We start from the raw sequence: 21417 nt of genomic DNA on the forward strand, positions 1-21417 counted from the left end.
ATTCCAAAAGAGACTCTGATGTGCCCTAACCTAGGGATTTTCATCAGAGTCTCCTTATGTACTTTGTTGGTTTAGCGTTAAGCGCTATAATATAGAAACATTATGACTTTACTGATCAACTAACTATCGGAGGACAATATGCTGCGCAACATTTTTAACCTGATAAAAAAAGACTTCCATAATATCTTTCATACCCAGTCTATTTGGGTGACCTTACTGGCATTTGCCCTCATTCCAATGCTTTACGCGGTCCTAAACATTCAGGTGTCGTGGAACCCTTATTCACCCAAGAATACGAGCCGGCTGCAGATTGCCGTGGTCAATAATGATGAAGGAGCTTCGTTGAAGGGACAGCCCCTAAACGTTGGTAACCAGATCACCAAACAGCTGCACAAGAACCATGATATTCACTGGATTTTTACCAATGACTGGTCAGCTAACAACGGTTTGGAAAACGGGAAATATTACGCCATGATTGAGATCCCAGACGATTTCTCTTCTAAGCTAACCACCTTTGCCACATCTGACCCGCAAAAACCGTCAATTATTTATAAGTCTAACGAAAAATTAAACCCAGCCGCCACCAAGATCATCGGCCAGGCGAAGAACAGCTTAACGGATAACATCCGGCAAAACTTCATCAAGACTGCCAGCAAAACTGCGCTCCAAGCAGCCAATTCCGCTGGCGCTACCATCGCAACCAAAAAGCCTGAGATTCTGCAGATCAGCTCGTCGTTAACCGATGCCATCAATACCATCAATAAGACGGAAAGCACGCTTAACGATGTTAACCAGACCAATCAAAAGACTCGAGCTGCTTTGCAGACGATGAAATCGGATTTACCAAAGATCTCGTCACAAATCGATGATTTACAGTCTGTCGTCAATAACACCAAGGGATTAAATAACGCGACCCAGCAATTGAATCAATCACTGCAGTCGAATCTCGGCAGTGGTATCAACCGGCTGCAAACTCAAGGTACCCGGCTGCAAAATAGCTTCAACGGACTGCCTTCCGGTCACATCTCGTCGACCACGCTGCGGAGTACCACTAGTTCAGCCACGTCACTGCTGAATGGGATCAACGACAGTTTGAGTGATACCCTGCGCATGCTGGATATTATTAATAACTTCGTGCCAAACAACCGGACTAACGCGCTGATCAGTTCAGTGGCCAAAGCCAAACAGAGCGTTGACCGTCAAAAGGCGTTGGTTAGCCGTTTACGTGGCACCCATTCAACCTCGAAACAGCAATCGCTGATCCGAGAACTGCAGGCAGGCGCCAACACGTTAAATACTGCCCTAGATACTGCCTATACGAACTTTAATGCTACTACTAGCCCCGCCTTAAACAGCCTCAATAATTCACTAAATGCGAATCTGAATGGCAACAGCCAAGTGGTTCAATCCATGCGCTCAGTGATTCCGGAACTGCGAGCAATGGCGGATGCCGGTTCCATAACGGCCTCACAGACCAGTGATATTAGCAGTCGCTTAGATAAAATCAAAGGGAAGTTGCAGTCGCTGGATAAACAGATGAGCTTCCTAAACAGCAAGAACTTGGATGCCTTGATCAAACTGCTTGGCACAGACCCAAGCCTATCATCGATCCTCTCGTCACCCATCAAGTTGCAAACTAAAGAAGTCTACCCAATGAAACACTTCGGCTGGCAAGTCACACCGTTCTACACGGTGCTGGCATTATGGGTTGGGATGCTATTGATGTCGACCATTTTGGCTTGGGAGTACATTTTGCCAGAAGATAAGAACGGCCTCAAGCGACCAAATCATTTGGAATCTTATCTTGGCAAACTGCCCCTCTATCTGGGAATGGGCTTCGCGCAGGCGACCTTCGCTTGGATCGGTGAAATTCTGCTAGGTGTCCGACCTGAGCACTGGTTCTTGTTCCTGCTAGCGTTTTACGTAGCCAGTTTCACCTTTGCCATCATCATGTTCAACCTGGTCTTTATGCTGGGAAACGCTGGGAAAGTGGTCATCGTTTTGATGATGCTCGTCCAACTGTTCGGAACTGGCGGCATGTATCCACTGGAAGTCGTGCCAAAAGACTTGGCAGCGGTAGCGCCGTTCATGCCGTTCACCTACGCAATGCAGCTCTTCCGCGAGGTTATGACCACGCCAAATTGGGGCGTAATCGGCCATGACCTGCTGTTCCTGTTCTTCTTCGTTCTCTTCTTCACGCTCATCATGCCATTACGGCGGGTGTTCGAAAAGGTCGTTTACCAGATGGAAAGCGATGTGGAAAAGGCCAAATTATAGTCTGTTTCAGTAAATAAACCACTAAAGCCCCGCAATCATCCATTGAGCTGATGATTGCGGGGCTTCTTAGTGTGTTGATATTAATAGGATCTGTATTTAAGATCGACGATGACAGGCTTTAAGCCATGTTGCAATTTCAAGCATCGTATCCTCATTGTCCGGTGAATTCGTGATTGCCAAAACAAAATCATCAGAATGATTAATGAGCTCTAAATCTTTTGGTCGATAACCATTAATGTGTAGGAAAAATAAAGCAGCCATAATAGCAGTTCGCTTATTACCATCAACAAAAACATGCTTTTTAGTAATTTTTTGCAAAATGAAAGCTGCTTTAAGCCAAATAGATGCATAAAGTTCATGACCAAAAACCACTTGGGCAGGTTGATTAATAATCACTTCCAAGGCGGCTTCGGATTGAACGCCATAATTAAAACCACCTACAGAAATAACCGCATATTTGTTAATTTCTTGCAACTGATTACGAGTCAAATAATTCATTCTTAACGATCCTTAAGTTTTTGTAGTAGCGGTTGGAATTGATCCATAAAAGTATGAATATCCTCAGCTTCATCCGCAGTTAATGGCGATTTTACTTTTTTAAAAATCACATTACCAGCTTCATCAACGTAAGGTTCAAATTCTGTATTCTGTGGTACTTTTAATTCGGCCGGAATTGTTAGTACTAAAGCATTCCCAACTTTTCGACTTTTAACTGTCATATCAAAAACCCCCGTATATAATGTATACACACATTATATACGGAGGCTTCTTTTCAATCAATCTTAACGACTCTAAACGTTCCGGCGATTAAAGACGTAATACCCAATACCTAAAAAGAGCGCGATGTAAATTAAATTGCCTAGCAGCATCTGCCACCCCTGCATGTTCAGCAGTGGCTGATAGTAACCCGGTCGTGCCAGCATGCTTGGGTACAGCGTCATCGTGACAGGGTTCCATTTTGCCCAATCCCACTTTTGAATCAGGATGGTTAACAGCTGGGTCACGATGTACGCGGCAAAGTAGCCGATGATCCCAACAGAAACAGCCGCCGCGGAATTTCTAAACAAATTGGCTAGCAGAAAGACCACGCTCAGTAACAGCCAGAGGCTCACAAAACTAGCTGCTGAAATTGCCAGTCCCCTGGTAAAAATCGACATCCCGTCGCCAGCTCCCTGGTGGATACTCAACGTATGATGAAACAGCATTGCCTTCAACAATAGTGCCACGCCGGTACTGATCACATACCAATAAAGGGTGTATAGAAAAATAGCTAACCACTTGCTGACCAATATCTGGCCACGCGAATACCGTCGATAAAGGACCTGTTTCATGGTGCCATACTGAAATTCCATGGTAATGATCGTCGCAGCCGCCGCAATCATGTAGAAAATGATGATTGGCCGCGCAAAATACAACGATTCAAACATGTTAGCCGGAACAAAGGTTTGCGGATAAATGCGCGACAAAAAGGCAAATAAAATTTCAACACCCACTAAGAATCCCGTGCTGATCCACGTACTAACTTTCTTGGTTAATTTAAAACTTTCTTGTTTTACTAATGTGTACAAAGGTGCGCCCCTCCTATTCTGCCTGTTCTTCGGCTAGTCTCTTCTTGATGCGGCTCTGCTTCAAAACTTCCAGCAATGAGCTTTCCAGATTGCCTTCCAGCCGGGTGACATCTAACACATCGACCCCGCCCTCGATCAGCAGTCGCAAAACCTCCGGCATCGTTTCATCATCCTTAGCCACCACTTCCACTCGGGGGTCGGGTGTCGTTTGAAATTTGGCTTTCTTCAGCAGCTCGCGCGCCTTTTTGTCATCACTGGTCATCAGCATAATCGTCTGCTTTCCCTGCGACGCCAACAATTCATGCATCGTGGTCTGCTGGACAATACTGCCTTCATCAATGATCAACAGGTCCTGCGCCAGCCGTTGTAATTCGCTCAGAATATGTGACGAAATTAAGAAGGTCGTTCCCTTTTGGGATTCCGAGATGATCAAGTCACGCAAATCTTTGGTAGCTTGCGGATCCAGCCCATTCATCGGTTCATCCAGAATCACTAGATCAGGAAAGTTAACGAGCGCCAAAGCAATTCCTAACTTTTGTTTCATGCCCAATGAATAGCCTTTTGCTTTTCGCTTAATATAACTATCCATATTTAACTGGGAAATGATTTTTTGAATGTGAATCAGCTGATGGTCACCATCCGCAAACAGCTGCAGATGATCCCAACCGGTTAAGAACGGGTAAATACCGGGGTATTCGATCAGTGCACCAACTTTTGACAATGATTCATGTTTTTGCGGTGTGACCGTTTCACCCGCAATCTTGACGCTGCCTGAATCATAATTAAACAGGCCAAGCATCGTCTTCATCAAGGTTGACTTCCCCGCACCGTTGGGACCAATTAAGCCAACAATATGGCCTTTTTTTAAGTCAAACGAGACATCATGCAAGACGTGCTTGTTGCCAAAACTTTTATTTAAATTTTGCACAGATAAAATACTGCTCATCTTTGCCTCCATACTTGAGAATAGTGGTTTACTGGTATTTAATCATAATTTAAGGGGTGGGGGCAAGTGTGCTCCCTCTCACCCATAGTTAAGTTTACCGAATTATTAGCCGTTATGGTACGAAATACGCAAATCATAAGAAACTTCTAACCCTCAAATGAGTGCCGTGCATTATTTGTTAGGGGTTGAATCACTAAAAATGTCATTTCGCTTCGCCGGGCGGGCAACCCGTAGTGGGTCGTGGTGAAGCTAGCACCTGCGCTACGCTTGGGGCGGATCTCCACCATCTCCCATGTCACTAAACTACCAAAGAACGGTAGTCAAGTGACATCGACACCACGAATTGCCCGCCCGGCTCCGCTTCTGTACTGCAATTCATTCTGACAACTAACTCGGATATTACTTACCAGTAATATTACATGTGAAGCCCTTATTTTCTTACAGTTATGTTTCAGAATTTGCGACAGCAACCAAACAGTGCAGTAGCCAATAGAGCTCAAATTCAAATGCAGTGGAGTAAAACAGACCACTCGTGGTGCGAGTAGTAGTTAGTGAGTGTCCTTGGCTCACTTACTACTACGGGAGACGCAGGAAATCCTTTTTTCGGCGGTTCCCGAAAAAATAGTTCCGGAGCGACCCCACGACGAGTGGTCTGTTTTACGCAACGAAATGCCCCTTAATCTGACTTAAGTTTAAGGGTATACTTAAACCAATAAAAAACTGTAAGGAGTCCTTATTATGGAAATTCATACTGGATCAGAACCTTGGAATCATGCTGCTGCACTCTACATCCGCATGAACGTTTTTGTCTTGGAACGGACTATCGCTATGCAAGATGAGTTCGATGATAACGATGAACCTGACCGAGTTTACGTGGTTGCCTATACCGATGATGGTCAGCCAGCCGCTACTGGCCGATTCCAGACGATTGACGATACCACCATGCGACCAGGTCGAATTGCCACCCTTAAAGACTACCGTGGCCAACACTTAGGTGCAAAAGTCATCAAAGCGCTGGAAGATTACGGAATGGCGCATGGTTACACCAAGTCCGTCATTCACAGTGAAATGACAGCTCAGGGTTTCTATGAACGTCAGGGTTATCAAGTGGCTTCGGAACCTTATGAAGAAGACGGTGTGCCAGCAATCACATTGACCAAATCACTCGTATAATCAAGCGTCTTCCTCAAATTAGACTGATCATTTCGCCAAACTAAAAGCACTACCATCACTCTTGTTGAGCACTGGTAGTGCTTTTAATTTTATACAAGTAACTTTAGTTAGCCAGCACGAATTTTTCGATTCCCTGACCTACACCATCATGCTCATTATCAGTGGTCAGGTAGCGGGCAACTTTTTTGACGTTTGGTAAGCCGTTCGCCATGACGATTGGCATACCAACTAGTTTCAGCATTGGGATATCGTTTGGACCATCACCAAAGGCCGCGGTTTCGTTTAAATCTAACTGCTCACGTTTGGCAATGTATTCGACACCGCGTGATTTTTTAGCTGCCATCGCGGTAATATCCAGGTAAATATCACTGGATTTCTGCATGGCAACGCCTGGTAAGTCCGCTGCTGCCAGCATTTTAACGATGCCGTCCATCACATCTGGTTTGAGAACACAAAAAGTCATTTTATAGATTGATTCCGGCGCTTGCCAAAAAGCGTCCTGATCAAGTAACGTTGGCTTTTGCGGCATATCTTTTTCAAAGAAGGCCACGCCGTCATCCACACGGGTCACTTGCCAGTTAGAGAGACCAAACAGGCTAAGTGCAGTGGTGGGAAAATTGGCTGCCATTAGATCCACAACGCGTTTAACTACGTTGCCATCTATGGGGGTATCTTCAATGACTTGAAGCTGCCCGTCTTTGACCCGGTAGATCAAGCCGCCATTAAAGCCAATCTGCGGTGCGGATAACGCCAGAGTGTCAATGGCGTCCATCATCTGTCTTGGTGACCGGGCGGATACCAAGGTGAACGGGATACCCGCGTTTTGGATAGCCGCCTTGTTGCCAGCCGAAACTCTGCCATGCTGATTCAGCAATGTGCCATCCATATCGGAAAAAATATGTTTAATCAAAATCAATTCTCCTTCATTTATACCTTTAAAACTGACTGAATCACTTTAATATAGTGTCATTTTTGGAGGAGATTTGCAACTGACTACTTTGCGGACTTAGTGCTATTCTGCCGCCGTGGCCGGTAAATGAGTTCGTAAACGCCCAGCATAACGAGGAACACGACCAGTGAAATAATCATGGAGATTCGGGTCGAACCATTAATGAGCAAGAAGACCAGCACACCGATGAAGAAAATCAAACTGAGCCAATCCGTGAACGGGTAACCTGGCATCTGAAACGTCTGAGCGCCTTCCGGATGGACCTGCCGGTAGCGAATATGGCACCAAATCAAGATGACCCAAACTAGTACAAAATTGATCGTTGAAACCCCGGAGATCATAACGAAGACGCTCGCTGGCATCAAGTAGTTCAGCACCACAATAACCAACAGGACTAACGCTGAAAAATTCAACGAATTAGTTGGCACGCCACTTTTATTGAGGGTGGCTAGTTTCTTTGGCGCGTTGCCACCCCAGCTCAGCGCGTGCAACGTCCGGCTGGTACTGAACAGGCAACTGTTAGTAGCGGACAAAGCAGCGGTCAACACAACGAAGTTCAAAATACCAGCAGCACCGGCAATTCCAATACCAGAGAACACCTGAACGAAGGGACTGGCAGTGGTCGTGATCTTGTTCCAGGGATAAACACTCATAATGGCAATCATTGAACCTACATAGAACAAACCGATTCGGATTGGTAAACTATTGATGGCTTTAGGTAAATTAGCTACCGGGTCATTGGTTTCACCAGCAGTCAGCCCCACCATTTCAATGCCGACAAAGGCGAAGACAACCATCTGAAACGCCATCAAGAAACCGTACCCGCCAGTTGGAAAGAAGCCACCATGACTGACTAAGTTGCTGAAGGACGCCGTTTGACCATCCACTTCAGTGTGCAGAATAGCCAATGCGAAACCGACAACCACCAAGATAATAATGGCGGCCACTTTGATCATTGAGAACCAGGATTCCATTTCACCAAACGCTTTGACGTTGATTCGGTTGGTGAGGTAAAGGAAAATGAGGATCACGAACGGTGCCACCCATTGCGGAATCGACGGGAACCAAAACTTGATGTAGATCCCGGTTGCGGTCAGATCCGCCATGGCCAGACTGATCCAGCAAAACCAGTACAGCCAGCCAGTCACAAACTCCATTCGATCCCCTAAATATTCACTGACAAAATCCAAAAAAGAATGCTTGCTTGGGTCGGACAATAAAAGTTCACCAATGGCCCGCATCATGAAGAAACAGAATAGGCCGACGACCAAATAAGCGAGAATAATTGACGGACCGGATGTGTGGATGGCATTACCAGAACCCAAAAACAGCCCAGTTCCAATCGCCCCACCAATCGCAATCATCTGAATATGCCTGCTTTGCAACGAGCGCGATAGCTTTTGATCCTTATTTTTCATAACAAACTCCTCTTCTGAACGCAAAAACGACGCCCCTTAGTACCTCATTATCTGAGGTCCAAGGGGCGTCGTAACGCTGTTCCACCCAAGTTCACAGTTCGTATCGAACTGCCTCTAATCGCTGATATTGGTTGCGCAACCAAGTGTTTCTGCCATATTAATGCTACCGGTTTTCAGCCTTCTCCGGTTCTCTGTGAAGCATTTTTATAATCTCATTGTACTTTAATCTTGCTAAAATACAAGTCTTTTTCTTGGCGGTCGCGTTCAAATCGCAGAGTGGTGGGAAAAGTTTTTATTTATTAACGATAAATTTAGCGTCTTTACCGCTGTTGACCAACAGAACGTTGCCAGCAACAATATTAGCCATGGCGTCACGTGCTTCAACGGTGGCATTACCCACGTGAGGCGTCAAAACAACGTTCTTCAATGACTTGAAGCCATCGTCGACCTTTGGTTCCTTTTCGTAAACATCCAAAGCAGCCCCGGCAATTTCGCCAGACTTCAAAGCTTCCAGCAAAGCAGCTTCATCAATGATTGGGCCACGGCCAACGTTAACGATGTAAGCTGTCTTCTTCATTGCTTTAAAGGCCGCTGCATCAAATTTGTGCGTAGTTTCAGGTGTTTGCGGTGCGTTAATGGTGATGAAATCACTGGTCTTAATTAATTCATCCAATGGTTTGTAGGTGACCTTCATTGAACGCTCTTCTGGGTCAGAAAGACGGTTTGGCTTGTAGTACTGAACGTTCATGCCCAGTGCGTTAGCCTTCCGAGCAACATCACTACCAATGTTACCTAGACCGAAGATACCAAGTGTCTTCCCGGCAATTTCATGACCTAAGAAGTAGAGTGGTGCCCAGCCAGGGAAGCCCTCGTTACGCATCTTTTGATCACCTTCAACCATCCGGTGGCTCAGTGCCAGCATCAGGCCGATCGTCACTTCAGCAACAGCGTTCGTTGAAACCGCTGGTGTGTTGGTTACTGGAATGCCCTTTTCCTTGGCATAGGCAGTGTCAATGTTGTTGAACCCAGCACCGAAGTTCGCGATTAACTTCAGCTTTGGTGCAGCATCAATGATTTCCTTATCAACCTTTGTTGACAATGGGGTGATCAAGAAATCGATATCACTGACGTTCTTCAGTAACTCGTCGTGAGAAATCAAACCTTCACCTTCATAGGCACTAACATCCAACCCTGCTTTTTGCAGTTGTTGAGTAGCCACTTCTGGTAATTGAGCTGATAAATAGACTTTAGTCATAATCAAGGCCTCCTGTATTTTTGTTACCGCTTTCATTATCTCGCAAAAAGCCTAGGAGTGCAATTTTGTGAAATGAATGAAATATAAGTTAGTCTTAATTTACCGAAAAATTAAAAGACTGCGATTGTTTATACACAGTCTTTCTTCCAACACTTAGTCAACTATTTTAAGAGTAGATTATTAGCCATTCAACAGGTTACTTAAAGCGCTACATATCGTCAAAAGAGATATTAATGTCAAAATAATCATTCAATTCACGAATAATATTTTCTCGATTGTCAAATATCCGTTCAATGATGATTCTTTGCTGTCCCTCATCAATTTTGTAAAATACCGTATTTCTTTTGTCACGCAGGTAGCGAAACGGCTCTAATTGATGATCAATAGACCCAGCATTAGTCCCCATTTTAGGATAAGCTTCCAACTTTTGTAATTGCGCAATCATTTTCGAAATACTTTTTTCAGCAGTCTTTTGTCCAAAATATTCCGTCAGATATTCCTGTATTGAATGTAAATCTGATGCAGCATCATTTGTAATAGCTAACTTATAGCTCACTACTTTAACAATTCCGCCGCAACCTCACTCAACGGCCGAGTACCACTTTTTTCAGCTTGATTTAAAATTTGGGCTAATTGCTTACTTTTCGTGAATTTTTCAAAAGCTTCGTAATCTGCCAAATCAATAACAACGTATTTTCCATAACCATTTTTAGTCAAAAACACAGGATTTTCTGGTCCCACTGTGTCTAGTACTTTACCATAATTTTTCAGCTCTGAAACTGGCATAATGTTTACCATAGTACTCAGTCCTTTCTAAAGGTTCAGTATATCATTATGGGATAAATTACTCTAATAATTTATCCCTTAGTTATTACCGTTAACTAAGGTTATTACATTAACTACGTAGATTATTAACGGCAAATTTAATAACAGCAGCCTAGAATCAATAATTCCAAGCTGCTTTAATAGCTTATGCTTCACGAACCCGTCTAATAAAGTCTTCAAAAATCGCGAACTCATCCGCATTTTTCCTGTACATCAACTCCGGATGCCATTGAACGGCTAGAATCAAATCATTATCCTTGCTCTCCACAGCTTCCGCCACGCCATCGCCAGCCTTGGCCGTTAACTTTAACTGCGGTGCTAACTTTCTGACGGCTTGATGGTGCCAACTATTGACCAACACGTGCCGCTGACCGCGAAAGATCTGCTGCAACTTGGAACCTTCCGCAAAATCAACGTAGTGCGATCCTTGATCGAGGGGTGCTTTTTGGTGGTGCTGATAAGTTTGATGATCGATTTGCGTACCAATATCCTGATAAATGTCGCCACCCAGCGCGATATTAATCACCTGTGCCCCGCGACAAATGCCCAACATTGGTTTTCTAGCCGCAAACGCCAAATTAATCAATTCTATTTCGGTCTCATCCAACCGGTCGTCAGCCTCTCCCATCTCTGGCAACGGTTCTTCACCAAAGAAGCGTGGTGCTACATCTGGACCGCCGGGCAACAGCAACCCATCGATCAGCTCACTATAGGCCACAGCCAAATCGGGTTCACGGGTGGGAATCAATACCGGCACACCGCCAGCTTTAATAATTGCCGCTACTTCACCCTGATTTACCGTATTCCGGTATAAGTCGCGCACCAGCTGGTACTCAGCCGGGATTCCAATGATTGGTTTTGCCATTTTTACACACCCCTTACTAAAGTCTCTATTTGTTGGGGAAAGCTTAAATCTAACGGGAGAACTTGTCAATCCAATAAAAAGAGTGCCATGCAACTCTAGACTTTAGAGTTGTATCACACTCTCTAATCATCATTATGCTTGCAACATTGCTTTCACAACACCCGGAATATCATGACTTTGGGCAATCAGTGAAATCACGGCTGAGCCAGCAGCACCAGTCTTAACGATCTCACCCAAATCATCAACAGTGATACCACCGATAGCAACAATTGGCCGCTCAGTCAAATTAACAAGCTGCTTTAGCCCATCAAAACCAATGACTGGATCAGCATCCGCTTTGGATCCTGTTGGGTGAATCGGACCACTACCGTAGTAGTCGATACCCTCAATGGCATTAGCCGCATTAACTTCCTCCGCGTTGGAGCAAGACAGGCCAACAATCATCTGGTCACCGACTTCAGCAACCACCTGTTGAATTTTTTCATCCGACTGTCCCACGTGAATGCCGTCAGCGTTGACTTGCTTAGCTAACTCAACGTTGTCGTCCACAATAAAGGGAATGCCTGCTTCGGCACAACGCCCACGCAGTTTCATTGCCATTGCAGCGCGGTCAATTGGGCTAAGTGTTGAGTCCTGACCTTTATCGCGGAATTGAAAAGCGGTAATGCCAGCCTCAATAGCAGCATCTACAATCGTTTCATACTGGCCTTCAGGCACATCTTGAGAACCGCAGACAAAGTAAGCTTTTAACATTTCTGGTTTAAATTTCATTTGCCAGGATGCTCCTCTCCATATGCCCAATGGTTCAAAGGCCCATGACCATGGCCGACTTGAATCGTGTTGCGAATAGCAGCTTCCACAAAGTCTTTGGCGACTCGAATGGACGATTCAATATCGTTACCCTTTGCGATTTCAGCAGTCATAGCACTGGATAAAGTGTCACCAGTTCCGTGGGTGCGCACGGTGTCAACCCGTGGCGCGCTGAGCCAGAATTCTTTGCCATCTTCCAGTAAAACGTAATCAGTTACCTTTTCCGTATCACCGTGGCCACCCTTGATCATCACGTTTTTGGCGCCCGTTTCCCGCAGTTTTTGAGCAGCCGCTTGCATGTCTTCTGGTGTTTTGATTGTCATGTCCGTCAGCCGTTCTGCTTCTGGCAAATTGGGTGTGACTACGGTTGCTAACGGTAATAAATCACGCTTAACCACGTCAATGGCATCATCAGCCAGTAATGGCGCGCCGCCTTTCGCAATCATGACGGGATCCACAATCAGTGGCCCCAAGTCATACTTTTTTAAGTTCTCGACGACAATTTCAACGTGTTCAGCATCCGCCAGCATCCCCGTCTTGCAGGCTTTAATTGCCAAATCGCCAGCTACTGAAGCGAACTGTTCGTCAATGAGTTTCTTGGATAACGCAGCGAAGTCCTGCACGCCAATCGTATTTTGTGCCGTTACAGCAACAATGACCGCTGCACTAAACACGTGGCGTTCCTGCATGGTCTTCAAATCTGCCATCACACCGGCACCACCGCCTGAATCAGTCCCCGCGATGGTTAACGTTTGTGGAAATGAATTAACTTCCTCAGCCATTTTAAATGTCACACCTTTCAGTCAAATTGAGCAATTTTTTCAATGTCAGCGACGCTTGCCAGATGCAGTTCGTCCATTAAACGAGCAGCAAATGTACCGGGCCGTTCTTCTTTCAACTGGTCGGCAACAATCTGACCGATTGAAGCAAACACCAAGCAAGCCGTTTGAGCAGCTTCAAAGTAATCACCATCACTGACCGCACAGAAGGCACCCACGATACTGCTGAGCATGTCGCCAGACCCAACGTGCAACTGGAATAACGGGGTCCCGTTGAAAACCCGAGCGACGTGTTCGCCGTCGGTAATCACATCCGTTTCACCACTGAGAATGACCACGCAGTTTTGCTTTTTAGCAGCAGCTTTAGCGACTTCCACCACGTCTTGGTTACCTGAACCAGCATCAATACCCTTGGCATCCCAAGCAACACCTGCCAACGCAGCAATTTCACCGGCGTTCCCACGGATCACGTCAACTTGGAACTGGTTCATGAGGTCCAAAGCCACTTTCTTACGGTAGCTGATAGCCCCAACTGCCACCGGATCAATAACTAAAGGCTTGTGTTGCGCGTTGGCAGCTTTACCCATAGCAAGAATATGGTCCACTTGCGGCTTTGAAAAGGCTCCAAGATTCAAGGCAACAGCGTTACTGATACCAACCATCTCATCGGTTTCAGCAATTTCTTCAGACATAATCGGTGAAGCTCCAATGGCATTAATACCATTAGCGACATCTTGAACGGTCACAAAGTTTGAAATATTAAGGACAACGGGATTAGTCTCGCGAATCTGATTCAGTAAATCAATTTTCATGAAAAAAGTCCTCCCAGAATATAAGTACAAACAACAGTCAGTCTTAAAAAAAGAGCCGAGCTATCAAAACGTTAGCTCGACTCTGTGCCGGCAAAACCGGCCCGAATTGAACACGTTCCTTCGCAAGTCTGAACTTACAGGTTCAAAGGGATAGTGCAAGCACATCTCAGCCCCAAAGAAATAGTGGGACACCCCTCGTGTTGTTTGGGTTAATTGTAAAAGAAAAAGGGTGTGAAGGCAAGCGCTTAGAGACTGGAGCCTAAGGTACTTTCGGCAAAAATCCCGGGCTTGGATTTATGGCGGAATTGCCTTAGGTGCAAGTCTCTGCTTGCTGTAGCCCGACTAAGAAAAGGGGTGTGGAAGCAAGCGGTTAGAGACTGGAGCCTAACAGGGGAGTGACGTAAACCCCGGGCCTGGGTTTATGTTGCTCACCTGTGAGGTGCAAGTCTCTGCTTGCTGGAACCCAACTACTCTACATAAAAGGAAAGAGCCCAACCCACCGGGTCAAGCTCCACAAACTTCATTCTAAAACGGTACCGTATCCGGATCCTCCGCCAGCCCGAAAGCCCCGCGGAAGCCATCAATCGTCTTCATATCAGTCTCATCAATTTCAAAGTCGAAAATATCAGTGTTGGCCTGAATATAATCAGTGTGCACTGACTTAGGCAATGGCAGGAAACCATGCTGTAAATGCCAGCGCAGCACTAATTGCGGCACGGACTTGTTATACTTTTCCGCAATCGCTTTTAGTCCGTCGATCTGGAAGATCTTACCCGTTCCAAATGGACTGTACGCCTCGGATAAAATATCGTGGGCATCGTTATATTCAACAACGCTTGGCTGCAAGTCGGACGGGTTCAGGAAAATTTGATTGACCATTGGCGTAATTTTAGCCGTTTTCAACAAAGCATCCAGGTGCTTTTGCCGGAAGTTCGAAACGCCAATTGCTTTTACCAATCCTTCTTCATAGGCCTCTTCCATGGCCTTCCAAGTTTCAGCATTCTTTTCTTCCCACTGGTCACGATAGGCAATCGGATTAGGCCAATGAATCAAGAAGAGATCAACGTATTCCAGACCTAGTTTTGATAATGACTCGCCCAGTGCCTGCTTCGTTTCTTCATAACCATGTGCGGAATTATCAAGTTTGGTGGTGACAAAAAGATCTTCTCGTTTAATGCCAGAATCATGAATGGCACGGCCAACACTCGCTTCATTGCCGTAACCCTCAGCCGTATCAATGTGGCGATAACCAGCCTTCAAAGCGGTCAATACGGATTGATAAGCAACCTCACCATCTGGTGTCTGCCAAGTACCGAAACCGACAACCGGAATCTTGGTGCCGTTACTAAGTGTATAAGTGTCTGTTAGAGCCATAATTAACCTCCTTTATGCTAAAAAACGGTAAACTCAAGTCTTAACAACCCTGAGTTTACCGTTTTTTTAAAGTTAGACGCAAGCGATTAGGCTTACGTAAAATGGTTAATCTTTCTTCATCCACTTGCGGAATTTATTAATGATGTAGCCTAACACGATTAGAATAGCTAGGCCTTCGATGATCCACATGATAATCTGTTTCCAGTTAGTGGCTGGCTGAACAATCTTAGCTGCTTTGCCATCTTTGTCAGAAACCGTGAATAGCTTATCAAATTTCCAAGAACCATTATCACCCTTAACCGTCATGTTAAGCCGGTATTGACCAGGCTTAAGGGCCTTATTATTCAGGGTTTGCATTTGATAGCCAAAACTTGAATTGGGCGCGAAATTAAGCATTTTTTGGTTCACTTTAGCCACCGTCTGATGACCTTCACCAGTCACCGTGGCTTTAAGATGAACATCACCAATAATAGTCGGCTGCGTGTTCTGTAAATTAACCTGAATCCTTGGCAAACCATTGGCGCCCACGTACTTAGTCCCATGGTAAGCCAAGTCTGGTGTGACCTGCTTAGTCGACTCCACTAGCCGGGCTGCAATAACGTAGTGTGCTAAATTGCTGCTTTGATTGCTCTTTTGAGCTTGTTCAGCAGCACTCGCTGAGTAAACGACGAACCCGCCAAGAACCGTTCCATCAAACGGCTGCTTGGGTGTTGTCAGTTTAAATGAAACGATTGCACTACTTTTACCGGCAACCGAAACCTGTTTGCCCGTTTGATCACCCAGCATTTCAGAAAACGAGGTAGTTGCTGAAGCATCCTTTTTCGTTTGCAGGGAATAATCAATGACCCCGTTGGAATTCGTCGTTGCGTTATTAGATTTCACGTTAAACAATTGGCGTTTACTGCTATTGTTAGTGATCCGGATACGCAACGTCTGTTCAGCTTTCGGCTTCACTTTTAAATCAAAGTAACTTGCCTGCGGATTATTGTTAGCTGGCAGAATGGCTTTCACCTGAAAGTCATTGACCGCAGCCTTAGCTGGAACATGAGTAAAACTGAAGATACCTGCAACAAACATCAGTGTAATGAAAACTAATTTAAGTCCTTTTTTCATATTACTTAGTTGGCGTTGCCGCTACATCGGAAGTTGGGCCAGAAGTTAACGTCCAAGTGATTGTAGAACTGTAAGTGGCTGCAATCATTGGAAAGGTCGCATGTAGTGTCGTCGGGGCAAATGCAATATTCCACGTACCAATGCCTTCACCAATGCCGTCAGCAGTTCCATTAGCGTTTTTATGTTGTTCAGCGCTTAGAGCAGAAGCAACAATAGGTGCATTAGTCGCACCGCCATTCAAAGTTGCTGAAGCAGGCGTTGGTGCCGTCCCTACTGTAGAATTACCTGTTGCAGTTATCTTAGGTGATAGTCCCATGTAAGCACCACTGATATTAAACAGTGCGCCTTCCTTGTTTGCTTTAAACGCATTTAGCTGAGCTGAAAGCGTCCACCCAGATGCAGAGTCTGTTGCGTCATTGATGGTTAAATCTTTATCGGCAGACCCAGCAGCTGTACCATCATTGACAATGTTAGATTGAAAAGTGAAATCTGGTACCTGTGTTATGCTCAGTGAGCCGTGTTTAGGATCTTGCGCAACATTCGCGGTTACGGGGGAATTCTGTGAATCAGCATGCCCTACAACAGGCGCTGCCAGAACACCTAGCAGAATCCCCGCACTCATGAGCACTGTACTAAACTTTTTTAAACTAGTCATATAATTAAGTCCTCCTTTAAGTTAATTAAATTAAATCCCCAATAGATACAAGGTATCAAATATAGCTTCATTTATAAAAATAGTCAATATAATGTTAATGATATTATTCTGATAAGTTCCTTATATTAAGGGCTTTCACGAGTTAGTTACCCCCATTAATTATAAAATTCCATACTTACAAAGAATCAGTGTCATGCACATAATTGAGCAAATTACAACTGTTACTCCGACAAGGGATTATGTGTCTACTCAATCATTTTTTTGACTCGTTAAGCCGTTCTATAAGTGGCGAAAGATTGGGGTTGCCCTTAAACACTTTTCAAACGGTTTTAAGTCTCAAATTTAATTTTAAAATCAAGACTAAAAAAACCACCTTCAAGTCAACTGACTTGAAGATGGCCTAGACCTATAAACTTCAAATTTAAAGACTGGGTGTTGCACTTAACCAATCGTATTGCAGCAATTGATGGGTGCCTTTAGTAACAGGCAGCCAAATTTTAGCCTTAGCGATATCTTTCATACTTTGCCAGAAAGATTTATCGTTCTTAGCAATAGCGCTGGGTTTAATTTGAATCATTTCGTTGTTTTCGGTTTTGGCGGTCATCTTAGACTCACTCACGTCCACTAACTGAACGGCAATGGTCTCAACCTCTGAATTATCAAGTAACATTTCTATCAATCCTTTCGAAAATAGCAACCTTGCTATTACGATAATAAGAATATCAGTTAAATATCTCGAAACTGTGAAGAAATTGTTGGGAAAAGGTTAAGAACTAGCTTTCACCCATTTTCAAAAAATATTTACTAAATTTTTCCGGCCAGAAAGCGTATAATACTAGTTGATAAAGCGTTTACACAAGGAGGATTTATTTATGCAAATTACAGCCGATGTTTTTGGTCAACATAACGGTCAAAATATTAATCGTTACACCATTACCAATGCTGCTGGTAACTTCATCCAGGTCAGTGAACTTGGTGCAACTTGGACGAACTACAACGTCAACGATCACCCGCTGGTCGCTCATTTCGATAAACTGTCAGACTACGAAACAACGCCATTTTGCCTAGGTATGTCAATTGGACGGGTCGCCGGCCGGATTACTAAAGCCAAAGCCACTATTGATGGAAAAGAATACCACTTTGACGCTAACGAAAACGACAACACCTTACACGGTGGTCCTCACGGCTTCGCTAACCTAGTTTGGAAAGCTGAACAATCCGTTCGCGAACACGATGCCAGCGTGACATTTTCACGTAACATTGCCAGTTCCGAAGACCACTTCCCTGGCGATTTAGATGCCCGGATCACCTACACCTTTAACGACGACAACGATGTGTCGATCAACTTCAGTGCAGCTTCGACAGCAACCACCTTATTCAACCCAACCTGCCACATTTACTGGAATCTCACAGAGGGTCAAAAGACTTTGGACAATCAGCTGCTGAAGATCAACAGTACCCGTCGTTTGGACTTAGCACCTGATAAAGTCCCAACGGGCAAGTTCACCAAACTCGCAGGTACCGGCTACGACTTCTCAGAAGCTCGCGATGTGCCTAGCGCCCTCGCCGACATTAAGTCACAGTACGATAAGAAAGAAATCGATGATATTTACGAAGTTAAGCCAAGCGACAGTGATCCAATCGCTGTTTTGAGTGACAAAGCAAGCAATCGTCACGTTGCTATCTACTCAGACCGTAACGCCTTGGTTGTTTTTACCGCTAACCCATTTGATGACAGCAAGCCATACAATGCCTTAGCTACTGAGGCACAAACGTTGCCTGATGCCATTAATCACGATGGCTTCGGTGACATCACGTTACATCCAGGTGACTTGAAGTCTTACACGATCAAGTACCACTATTATGAAGCATAAAACTAAGTTTCAATGATAAAAGAGCGGTTCAGCTTGTGCTGGACCGCTCTTTTAAGCTACAATACGGAAGACGTGAGATTACTCAACACAATATAGATAGGATAAAAATCATTGAATACAAATCAATCGCAACACCGTTATCACCATTCAAATAATCACCGACCCCGCCCCCAACAACAGGCCGGCGTTCAAGTCACCCTGGGCCAGCGTTTCCCACTCACCATCAAACGTTTAGGAATCAATGGTGAAGGAATCGGCTACTTCAAACGTAAGCTGGTCTTCGTTAAGGGTGCCCTGCCAGAAGAAGTCATCGTTGCTGAAGTCACCGGCATCAAGCCTTCGTTTCTGACAGCCAAAATTCATCGGCTTAAAACACCTAGTCCAGACCGGGTCAAGCCTCGTGATGATTATGCCGCCGAGGTCGGTGGTTTTGAGCTGGAACATTTAGCTTATCCTGCCCAGCTTGATTTTAAGCGTGACGTGGTTTTACAGTCACTGGAAAAATTTCAGCCTAAAGGTTATCGCCATTTCGAATTAAAGCCCACGATTGGCATGGATAACCCCTACGAATACCGGAATAAGGCACAGTTCCAAGTTCGCCGTGATGCTGACGGCCATGTGATCGCCGGCCTTTACCGCGAACGCAGCCATGATCTCGTTGATTTAAAAACTTGTTCCGTTCAAATGCCAGCGACCATGCGTGTCATGCGTGGCGTTGTCGACTTAATGGAAGAACTGGACGTCAACACCTATGACGAAAAAAGTGGAACTGGCCTCGTGCGGACGGTTGTCGTGCGAGTTGCTGAAGGCACTGGTGAAGTCCAAGTTGTCTTTGTCACAGCAAAAGCACCCTTCCCTCAAGAAGCTGACATGGTCGACCAACTGCTGACGAAGTTCCCCGAAATCGTTTCGATTATGCAAAACATCAACAACGACAAAACGTCACTGATCTGGGGCGAGAAGACCCAATTATTAGCCGGTAAACCGCAAATCAGAGAAGTACTCAACGGTCTGCAGTTTAACCTGTCTGCCCGCGCTTTCTTACAGTTGAACCCTTACCAGACCGTTCGGCTTTATGATGAAGCCCTGAAAGCACTCAACCTGTCGGATAATGAAACCGTGATTGACGCTTACTCAGGTGTGGGGACTATCGGTTTGTCAATTGCCCACGCTGCTAAAGAAGTCCGCGGGATGGATGTCATTGCTGATGCAGTGGACGATGCCAACGAGAACGCACGCATTAACGGCATCGACAATGTGCACTACGAAACCGGGACTGCCGAAACCATTATTCCTAAATGGCTCAGTGAAGGTTTCAGACCGGACGCACTGATTGTCGATCCGCCACGGACCGGCTTAGATGACGGCCTGATCAACGCCATTTTAAGTGCTAAGCCAAAGCAATTTGTTTATATTTCCTGCAACCCTTCCACTCTGGCTCGTGATTTAGTAAAATTAACCGAGCAGTATCACGTGGACTACATTCAATCAGTGGATATGATGCCACAAACCGCCCGTTGCGAAGCCGTTGTGAAATTTACCCGTGCTTAGTGGTAGCCAAAATTGGCATTTAGGCTTATCATAGTGGAATAAACAGTTTGACCAATTTTGACTTTTAAAAGATTTAGTGTAGAAAAGAGGGGTTAAATGCAAAATCCATTTGGAAACGACGATCAAGGCGAGAATGATAATAACGAAGGACCAAACGGCCTTCCATTACCACCTAACTACGCCACCGTTGTAAAAGAGGATAATGGCGACCTTAGAATCGGCAAAGTCGGTTTTTCATACACAACCTTTCTCTTTTCCTTCCTGGTTCCCATTTTTCGAGGGGATTGGTACAACTTTCTCTGTATGATTGGTGTGAACTTAGGAATCGTCTTAGGACTCTACTCCATTCACTTTACCTCCATACAAACCTTTAGTACCGTCACCAGTATCCTTCAGTTTGCCCTGAGCTTTGTTTGGGGTTACCTGTACAATCTGATGTACTTCCGCCACTTATTCAACCGTGGTTTTAAGCCCGCAACACAGCGCTCAAAGGATCTATTGGAAAAAAGCGGCTATTTACCTAAAGAAAAAGCAGCAAAGTAAAGACAAGCGCCATCCCGCAATTTTTCGGGATGACGTTTTTTTATATTCTCTGCTTTGACCTGAAAACCTTATTCAATTCTTTATCGTTGGTTGATGACGCATCTGCTATACTAATGCCAATATATAAACGTCTGGAGGCATTTCTCATGCGTAAATGGACCTGGTTTTTGCGACTGTTGATTGGCGGTTTAGCCCTCTTAGCAGTTGCTGTCGGTGTATTTCCCTTCTCGATTATGTTAAAAGAAATGTTTGAACAAGCTCCCCACCATTTAGCCCCCGTGGTTGTGATTTTAGGAATTGGACTCTATCTTGCCATTCTTGGCTTTTTAGCTGCAGCAGTCTTTGTCGAACGATTATTAGGCAACATCGACCGTAACCAAGCTTTTAGTTTAGAAGCAGTCACCAACCTTAAGCGAATAGAATGGTCGCTAGCCGTTGTCACGGTGGGCTTTTGGCTGTGGCTGCCTTTCATCTACACCATTACCCAACTAGACGATGCGCCCGGCATCCTGTTGATTGGCATGGGACTGTCCGCTATTCCGCTCACCCTAACGGTGTTCATGGCCGTCCTCGTTTGTTTGTGGGAAGCAGCGCTACGACTTAAAAACGAAAACGAGCAACCAATTTAGC

At 45.0% G+C, this 21417-nt stretch carries 23 protein-coding genes and 1 riboswitch; of the genes, 6 read left to right on the top strand and 17 right to left on the bottom strand.

Going from position 1 to position 21417, the window contains the following annotated elements; all coding sequences use genetic code 11:
* The first annotated feature begins 138 nt into the window (after window positions 1–138).
* Entirely contained in the window at window positions 139–2277 is a 2139-nt protein-coding gene (locus IWT5_RS00880) for a YhgE/Pip domain-containing protein (RefSeq protein WP_089108069.1), read from the top strand.
* Window positions 2278–2373: 96 nt separating this feature from the next.
* Here IWT5_RS00880 and IWT5_RS00885 read toward each other — a convergent pair whose 3' ends face one another.
* From IWT5_RS00885 to IWT5_RS00900, 4 genes are all read right to left on the bottom strand, one after another.
* Complete coding sequence (locus IWT5_RS00885; protein WP_089108070.1) at window positions 2374–2775, bottom strand: type II toxin-antitoxin system death-on-curing family toxin; 402 nt, start codon at window positions 2773–2775, stop codon at window positions 2374–2376.
* A gap of 2 nt (window positions 2776–2777) precedes the next feature.
* The gene (locus IWT5_RS00890; RefSeq protein WP_089108071.1) at window positions 2778–2996 is read right to left on the bottom strand and encodes a hypothetical protein; all 219 of its coding nucleotides are present in this window, start codon (window positions 2994–2996) and stop codon (window positions 2778–2780) included.
* A 72-nt stretch (window positions 2997–3068) separates the two neighbouring features.
* Window positions 3069–3845: a DUF2705 family protein gene (locus tag IWT5_RS00895; RefSeq protein WP_089108072.1), complete on the bottom strand. Its 777-nt coding sequence runs from the start codon at window positions 3843–3845 to the stop codon at window positions 3069–3071.
* A gap of 13 nt (window positions 3846–3858) precedes the next feature.
* The gene (locus IWT5_RS00900) at window positions 3859–4791 is read right to left on the bottom strand and encodes an ABC transporter ATP-binding protein (RefSeq protein WP_089108073.1); all 933 of its coding nucleotides are present in this window, start codon (window positions 4789–4791) and stop codon (window positions 3859–3861) included.
* A gap of 738 nt (window positions 4792–5529) precedes the next feature.
* On the opposite strand from IWT5_RS00900, the gene IWT5_RS00905 reads away from it, so the two are divergent.
* Window positions 5530–5964: a GNAT family N-acetyltransferase gene (locus IWT5_RS00905; RefSeq protein WP_089108074.1), complete on the top strand. Its 435-nt coding sequence runs from the start codon at window positions 5530–5532 to the stop codon at window positions 5962–5964.
* 103 nt (window positions 5965–6067) lie between these two features.
* Here IWT5_RS00905 and IWT5_RS00910 read toward each other — a convergent pair whose 3' ends face one another.
* From IWT5_RS00910 to IWT5_RS00970, 13 genes are all read right to left on the bottom strand, one after another.
* On the bottom strand, window positions 6068–6874 hold the full coding sequence (locus IWT5_RS00910) for an HAD family hydrolase (protein ID WP_089108075.1): 807 nt from the start codon (window positions 6872–6874) through the stop codon (window positions 6068–6070).
* Window positions 6875–6957: 83 nt separating this feature from the next.
* On the bottom strand, window positions 6958–8331 hold the full coding sequence (locus IWT5_RS00915) for an amino acid permease (protein ID WP_089108076.1): 1374 nt from the start codon (window positions 8329–8331) through the stop codon (window positions 6958–6960).
* Window positions 8332–8623: 292 nt separating this feature from the next.
* Window positions 8624–9586: a 2-hydroxyacid dehydrogenase family protein gene (locus IWT5_RS00920; RefSeq protein WP_089108077.1), complete on the bottom strand. Its 963-nt coding sequence runs from the start codon at window positions 9584–9586 to the stop codon at window positions 8624–8626.
* Between the two features lie 208 nt (window positions 9587–9794).
* The gene (locus IWT5_RS00925; protein WP_159459252.1) at window positions 9795–10142 is read right to left on the bottom strand and encodes a type II toxin-antitoxin system RelE/ParE family toxin; all 348 of its coding nucleotides are present in this window, start codon (window positions 10140–10142) and stop codon (window positions 9795–9797) included.
* Window positions 10142–10384, bottom strand: a complete 243-nt coding sequence (locus tag IWT5_RS00930) for a type II toxin-antitoxin system prevent-host-death family antitoxin (RefSeq protein ID WP_089108079.1) — start codon at window positions 10382–10384, stop codon at window positions 10142–10144. The genes IWT5_RS00925 and IWT5_RS00930 overlap by 1 nt, the downstream gene beginning before the upstream one ends.
* Before the next feature lie 172 nt (window positions 10385–10556).
* Complete coding sequence (locus tag IWT5_RS00935) at window positions 10557–11276, bottom strand: gamma-glutamyl-gamma-aminobutyrate hydrolase family protein (protein ID WP_089108080.1); 720 nt, start codon at window positions 11274–11276, stop codon at window positions 10557–10559.
* A 132-nt stretch (window positions 11277–11408) separates the two neighbouring features.
* Entirely contained in the window at window positions 11409–12047 is a 639-nt protein-coding gene (gene thiE, locus IWT5_RS00940; RefSeq protein ID WP_089108081.1) for a thiamine phosphate synthase, read from the bottom strand.
* Window positions 12044–12868 (bottom strand): bifunctional hydroxymethylpyrimidine kinase/phosphomethylpyrimidine kinase, encoded by an 825-nt coding sequence (gene thiD / locus IWT5_RS00945; protein ID WP_089108082.1) that lies wholly within the window; start codon window positions 12866–12868, stop codon window positions 12044–12046. The genes thiE and thiD overlap by 4 nt, the downstream gene beginning before the upstream one ends.
* A 17-nt stretch (window positions 12869–12885) precedes the next feature.
* On the bottom strand, window positions 12886–13677 hold the full coding sequence (gene thiM, locus IWT5_RS00950) for a hydroxyethylthiazole kinase (RefSeq protein ID WP_089108083.1): 792 nt from the start codon (window positions 13675–13677) through the stop codon (window positions 12886–12888).
* Window positions 13678–13775: 98 nt separating this feature from the next.
* Window positions 13776–13883: riboswitch (TPP riboswitch) on the bottom strand.
* Between the two features lie 319 nt (window positions 13884–14202).
* Window positions 14203–15051, bottom strand: coding sequence for an aldo/keto reductase (locus IWT5_RS00955; RefSeq protein ID WP_089108084.1), 849 nt, complete (start codon window positions 15049–15051; stop codon window positions 14203–14205).
* A gap of 105 nt (window positions 15052–15156) precedes the next feature.
* Window positions 15157–16164, bottom strand: a complete 1008-nt coding sequence (locus IWT5_RS00960; protein ID WP_089108085.1) for a WxLIP family cell surface protein — start codon at window positions 16162–16164, stop codon at window positions 15157–15159.
* A gap of 1 nt (window position 16165) precedes the next feature.
* A complete protein-coding gene (locus IWT5_RS00965; RefSeq protein WP_089108086.1) occupies window positions 16166–16819 on the bottom strand; it encodes a WxL domain-containing protein in 654 nt (217 codons plus the stop codon).
* Window positions 16820–17240: 421 nt separating this feature from the next.
* Complete coding sequence (locus IWT5_RS00970) at window positions 17241–17489, bottom strand: hypothetical protein (protein ID WP_089108087.1); 249 nt, start codon at window positions 17487–17489, stop codon at window positions 17241–17243.
* Window positions 17490–17691: 202 nt separating this feature from the next.
* Between IWT5_RS00970 and IWT5_RS00975 the strand changes: the two genes are divergently transcribed.
* From IWT5_RS00975 to IWT5_RS00990, 4 genes are all read left to right on the top strand, one after another.
* Entirely contained in the window at window positions 17692–18693 is a 1002-nt protein-coding gene (locus IWT5_RS00975) for an aldose epimerase family protein (protein ID WP_089108088.1), read from the top strand.
* Window positions 18694–18804: 111 nt separating this feature from the next.
* The gene (gene rlmD / locus IWT5_RS00980) at window positions 18805–20244 is read left to right on the top strand and encodes a 23S rRNA (uracil(1939)-C(5))-methyltransferase RlmD (RefSeq protein ID WP_089108089.1); all 1440 of its coding nucleotides are present in this window, start codon (window positions 18805–18807) and stop codon (window positions 20242–20244) included.
* Window positions 20245–20340: 96 nt separating this feature from the next.
* Entirely contained in the window at window positions 20341–20787 is a 447-nt protein-coding gene (locus IWT5_RS00985; protein WP_089108090.1) for a hypothetical protein, read from the top strand.
* Window positions 20788–20933: 146 nt separating this feature from the next.
* Window positions 20934–21416: a DUF2975 domain-containing protein gene (locus IWT5_RS00990; RefSeq protein WP_159459253.1), complete on the top strand. Its 483-nt coding sequence runs from the start codon at window positions 20934–20936 to the stop codon at window positions 21414–21416.
* Window position 21417 lies beyond the last annotated feature (1 nt).

The sequence above is a fragment of the Secundilactobacillus mixtipabuli genome (assembly GCF_002217925.1).
Classification (GTDB): domain Bacteria; phylum Bacillota; class Bacilli; order Lactobacillales; family Lactobacillaceae; genus Secundilactobacillus; species Secundilactobacillus mixtipabuli.